Raw genomic sequence first — 3993 nt, 5'->3', positions numbered from 1 at the left:
ACAAGAGCCGCGCCATGGTCGTCAAATACGCGGGCGCTCAACGCCAGCGCACCCACGCGGCCGCCGCGCAGGCCAAGCGGGAGCCGAAGGCATGACCGGCGCCGCGATCCTCGCCACCGAAGACCAGTTGCGCCGTTGGGCGGCCGCCATCGCCGATTGGGACGAAGGCGGAGAAGAAGCCATCGCCGAGATCGAAGACCTCCTTGCCGACCTCGACGCCGCAGACCAGCCGCCGGCCGTCCCGCTTTGGCAGACCGTCTGCGACGAATGCCACCGACCCATCGGCCAGGCCCACACCCCGACTTGCCCGCAAGACGGAATCGTCACGGCCGCCGATACCCCGGGCGGCCGCCCCATTCGCCGCGCCGATCCGGCCGCAGCCCCGAAATCCGGCCCCGACGGGGCGGATCAATCCCGAACCGAAGGAGCATGACATGCTGGGATTTCTGAAGGAGAAGATCGCCGGGGGCGCCAAGCGCCTCAACGGCCGCGCCGATTTGTTGGAAGCGGCCTGCGCGGCTTGCGTCCTGGTCGGCGCCGCCGACGGCAACCTGGACGTCGACGAAGCGGGCGTCGCCCTGGATCGCCTGTTGAGCCACGACACGCTTTCCAAGGCGTTCACGGGCACCCATATCGAAGCCGCCTTCGACAAGCAGGCCAAGCGGGCCAAGGCCGGGATTTCCGGGCGGGTCGGCTTGAAGCGCGAGGTCGAAGAGGCCCGGGCGAAGTCGACGGCCGAGGATCTGGAAATGGTCTTCGTCATCGTGATCGACGTCGCGGGGGCCGACGGCCAGATCGGCGACAAGGAAATGAAGGCCCTTCGCGACTTGGGCCAGACCTTGGGCGGCCTTTCCCCCGACCGCTATCTGAACTGACGGGGCCAGGGATGTTGAAGACCGCAGCGAATTGGCTGGTCGTCGGCGGGATCGTCTGCGTCGCGCTGATGACCGTCGCCAACGGCGTCACCGACCTGGTCCTCGGCGCCGTGATGGTCGGACTGATCTACGTCGGCGCCAAGATCGACCCCGAGGCTTGAACCCGGCCGCGGGCGGTTCACCGCCCGCGCCTTCCGCCCTATCGACCGACCGGAAAGCCCATGAACATCCAGAACCAGTTGAAGATCACCCCGCATCGGGTTGCGGCTTTGGCCGAAACCTTCGACGACCAAGATATCGCCGAAATCTTTGGGATCGCGGAATCCTCCGTCAAAGCGTTGCTGATCGAAGCCCGCTTCGCCCGTCGCCATTGGGTCGTCCGTTGCAACCGGACCGGCCGCCGGATCGCCGCCCGCAGCCAGCGCGGCGCCTATCGCATGGTTTGCCTTCTTGGCTTCGTCGATTGGGATTGGTGGCCCGAATCCGAACCGGAGGTCGCCGCATGACCGCAGCCCCGACCGAGGCCGCCAGGATACCCTTTTGCGGCCGTTGCGCCGATTGCGGGCACGTTTGGACGGTCGCCTGGCTTCCCATGGCCGTCGATAAATTGGCGGCGGTCGCGACGGCGGCCCTATGTCCCTATTGCGCTTCCGCGAAGGTCCACGCGTTCCCGACCTTCGACGAACCAGCCCCGGCGGCCGATCCCGGGGCGCGTCGGTGACGGCGCCCCTTCGGTTCTTGTCGGTTTGTTCTGGGATCGAAGCCGCTTCGGTCGCTTGGGCGCCCTTGGGTTGGCAGGCGGCCGGCTTCGCCGAGATCGACCCCTTCGCCAGCGCGGTCCTTAGCGCCAGGCACGGCGCCGGTCGGCCGTTGTTCATGCCGTCCCCGGAGATCCCTGATCTTACCGCAAAGGACCGCAAGCGCCGCGCCGCCGCGATCCGCGCCGTTCAGAAGCTTCCGGCCGAGGGCCGGGTGCCGAACTTCGGAAACCTGGAAGCTTGGAAGGATTGGCCCGATGCAGCTTTCGATGTTCTCGTCGGAGGAACCCCTTGCCAGAGCTTTTCGGTCGCCGGACTCCGAAAGGGCCTGGACGATCCGCGCGGCAACCTGGCCCTCGTCTATCTTGCGCTGGTTGACCGATACCGCCCCCGCTGGATCGTTTGGGAAAACGTCCCCGGTGTCCTGTCGTCGTCTAAGGGGCGGGACTTTGGTTCCTTCCTCGGGGGCTTGGGCGAACTCGGGTATGGGTGGGCCTACCGAGTGCTGGACGCTCAATTCGTCCGAACACTCTTGTTCCGAGGCGCCGTTCCCCAGCGAAGGCGGCGTGTCTTCGTTGTCGGATATCATGGAGGTTGGCGACCTCCCGCCGCGGTTCTATTTGACGCCGAAAGCCTGCGCGGGAATCCTCCGCCGAGCCGCACGACGGGGCAAGGCGCTTCCTACGACGTTGCACCTTGCCTTGCGGCAAGTGGCCGAGGCTTCGACCGGCCAGGCGACACGCGCGGCCAGGATTGCCTGATCCCGGCGGTTTCGGGAGCCTTGGCGGCCCGCGACGCGAAAGCGCCCAGGGCCGAAGACAACGTCGGGATCATCGCGGTGCCCCGATCATCCCAAGTATTCGCGTCCAGGGAGGTTGCGCAGGCGATCACGGCCAATTATTCCAAACAGCCGGATAACAGCGACACTGCCTTAGGGCCGAACTTGGTCCTTCGGTCAGAAGTCGCCCATACCCTTCGCGCCGAGGGCTTCGACGCCAGCGAAGACGGCACCGGCCGAGGAACCCCCATCGTCCCGGTCGCCCCGACATTGCTGGCCTTGGGCAACACAACAGGCGGCCACCGCCCGCCGGGGTCGACGGTCGACACGGTCGAGTCCTTGATCGTCGAAGGTGCCGCCCCGACGGATCGCCGCTGGGCCGTCCGCCGCCTGACCCCGGTCGAATGCGAGCGCCTCCAAGGCTTCCCCGACGGATACACGGACATCGTCAGCGGGGGGCGGAACTGGACCCCGGATGGCCCGCGCTACCGGGCGCTGGGGAACAGCATGGCGGTCAACGTGATGGGCTGGATCGGCGAGCGCATCGCCTTGGTCGACGGGCTCGGAGGCCATGACTGATCCGACCTTGCACGGGAATCACGACCCTTGCCCGGCCTGCGAACTGCGCCGGGAAGTCCAGGACAAGAGCCCGATTTTCAGGGACGAGGTGCTGTGCAACGTCTGCGGTGGCCGGGGGTTCTTGCCCTTGAGCGATGCAGAGATCGTCCGTCGGACATGCGACGAGGCTCGCCGGTTGTATTGGCCGCGGCGGATTTCGGATTGACAGGAACTTAGCGATGGCCTTCGGCGGCCGCGCTGCATATAACCGCCCGCGAGTCAACGGCATAGGATCATGGTCGGCATGGAAATGGAAGGCAGCCTGGACCTATCGGCATACGAAAGGCCGCACGTTCAGGATATGGCTTCCCCGTTCCGCTATCCGGGAGGAAAGGGCTTCCTCACCGGCTATCTTGGTTCGAAGCTATCCGAGATCAAAGCGGGCGAAAGGCACTATGCCGAGCCGTTCTGCGGGGGGGCCGGAGCGGCCTTGAATCTTTTGAAGTCTGGCGTTGCCGACGTCATCCATTTGAACGATGCCGACATCCGGGTCTATTCGGCCTGGCGAGCCATGTTGTTCGAAACCGACCGCTTCCTAGACCGTTTGCGCGACGCAAAGGTGGACATGGAAGAATGGGACAGGTCGATCGATCTGGTTCAGAACGCAGACAATTCGAAAGACTATTCCTTCGATTTGGGGTTCGCGACCTATTTCATCAATCGCACCAGCAGGTCGGGAATTATCTTAGGCGCAGGGCCGATCGGCGGCTATGCGCAAACCGGGCGGTGGAAGATCGACGCCCGGTGGTATCGGGAGACCATGTCTGCGCGAATTCGCTGGCTCGGGAGCGCGCGAGACCGCGTTCGGCTGACGAACGAAGACGCTCTGACGTTCATGGCTAGGTCCAGAACCCGTTTGCCCCTTGACGACTGCTTGATCTTCGTCGACCCCCCTTATGTGCAGGTCGGATCGCGGCTTTACCTCAGTGCGATGAACGAGGCGAAGGACAGCGCACTGGCCGAT

General features: G+C 65.2%; 7 protein-coding genes. All 7 read left to right on the top strand.

Translation table 11 applies throughout. The annotated features are described in order from the left end of the window. The first annotated feature begins 91 nt into the window (after positions 1–91). On the top strand, positions 92–433 hold the full coding sequence (locus KSP24_RS25020; protein WP_216977163.1) for a hypothetical protein: 342 nt from the start codon (positions 92–94) through the stop codon (positions 431–433). A 1-nt stretch (position 434) separates the two neighbouring features. Beyond that, positions 435–875 carry a tellurite resistance TerB family protein gene (locus KSP24_RS25015; protein ID WP_216977161.1) on the top strand — a complete coding sequence of 147 codons (441 nt, stop codon included), beginning with the start codon at positions 435–437 and terminating at the stop codon, positions 873–875. A gap of 11 nt (positions 876–886) precedes the next feature. After that, positions 887–1036: a hypothetical protein gene (locus KSP24_RS25010; RefSeq protein ID WP_216977159.1), complete on the top strand. Its 150-nt coding sequence runs from the start codon at positions 887–889 to the stop codon at positions 1034–1036. 60 nt (positions 1037–1096) lie between these two features. Then, entirely contained in the window at positions 1097–1381 is a 285-nt protein-coding gene (locus KSP24_RS25005) for a hypothetical protein (protein WP_216977157.1), read from the top strand. A 127-nt stretch (positions 1382–1508) separates the two neighbouring features. Continuing rightward, the gene (locus KSP24_RS25000) at positions 1509–2990 is read left to right on the top strand and encodes a DNA cytosine methyltransferase (RefSeq protein ID WP_302054387.1); all 1482 of its coding nucleotides are present in this window, start codon (positions 1509–1511) and stop codon (positions 2988–2990) included. A 27-nt stretch (positions 2991–3017) separates the two neighbouring features. After that, positions 3018–3206 (top strand): hypothetical protein, encoded by a 189-nt coding sequence (locus tag KSP24_RS24995; protein WP_216977153.1) that lies wholly within the window; start codon positions 3018–3020, stop codon positions 3204–3206. Positions 3207–3273: 67 nt separating this feature from the next. After that, the coding region (locus KSP24_RS24990) for a DNA adenine methylase (protein ID WP_216977151.1) at positions 3274–3993 on the top strand (720 nt) is incomplete at its 3' end.

The sequence above is a fragment of the Paenibacillus sp. AK121 genome (assembly GCF_019042715.1).
GTDB lineage: Bacteria > Bacillota > Bacilli > Paenibacillales > Paenibacillaceae > Paenibacillus > Paenibacillus polymyxa_C.
The sequence above is the reverse complement of the archived record's forward strand: the minus strand, read 5'-3'. Positions and strand labels throughout refer to the sequence as shown.

Bases quoted from the DNA above. Each gene is read 5' to 3' on its own strand.
- KSP24_RS25005 (WP_216977157.1), top strand. From the start codon at position 1,097: ATGAACATCCAGAACCAGTTGAAGATCACCCCGCATCGGGTTGCGGCT.
- KSP24_RS25015 (WP_216977161.1), top strand. From the start codon at position 435: ATGCTGGGATTTCTGAAGGAGAAGATCGCCGGGGGCGCCAAGCGCCTC.
- KSP24_RS25000 (WP_302054387.1), top strand. From the start codon at position 1,509: ATGTCCCTATTGCGCTTCCGCGAAGGTCCACGCGTTCCCGACCTTCGA.
- KSP24_RS25010 (WP_216977159.1), top strand. From the start codon at position 887: ATGTTGAAGACCGCAGCGAATTGGCTGGTCGTCGGCGGGATCGTCTGC.
- KSP24_RS25020 (WP_216977163.1), top strand. From the start codon at position 92: ATGACCGGCGCCGCGATCCTCGCCACCGAAGACCAGTTGCGCCGTTGG.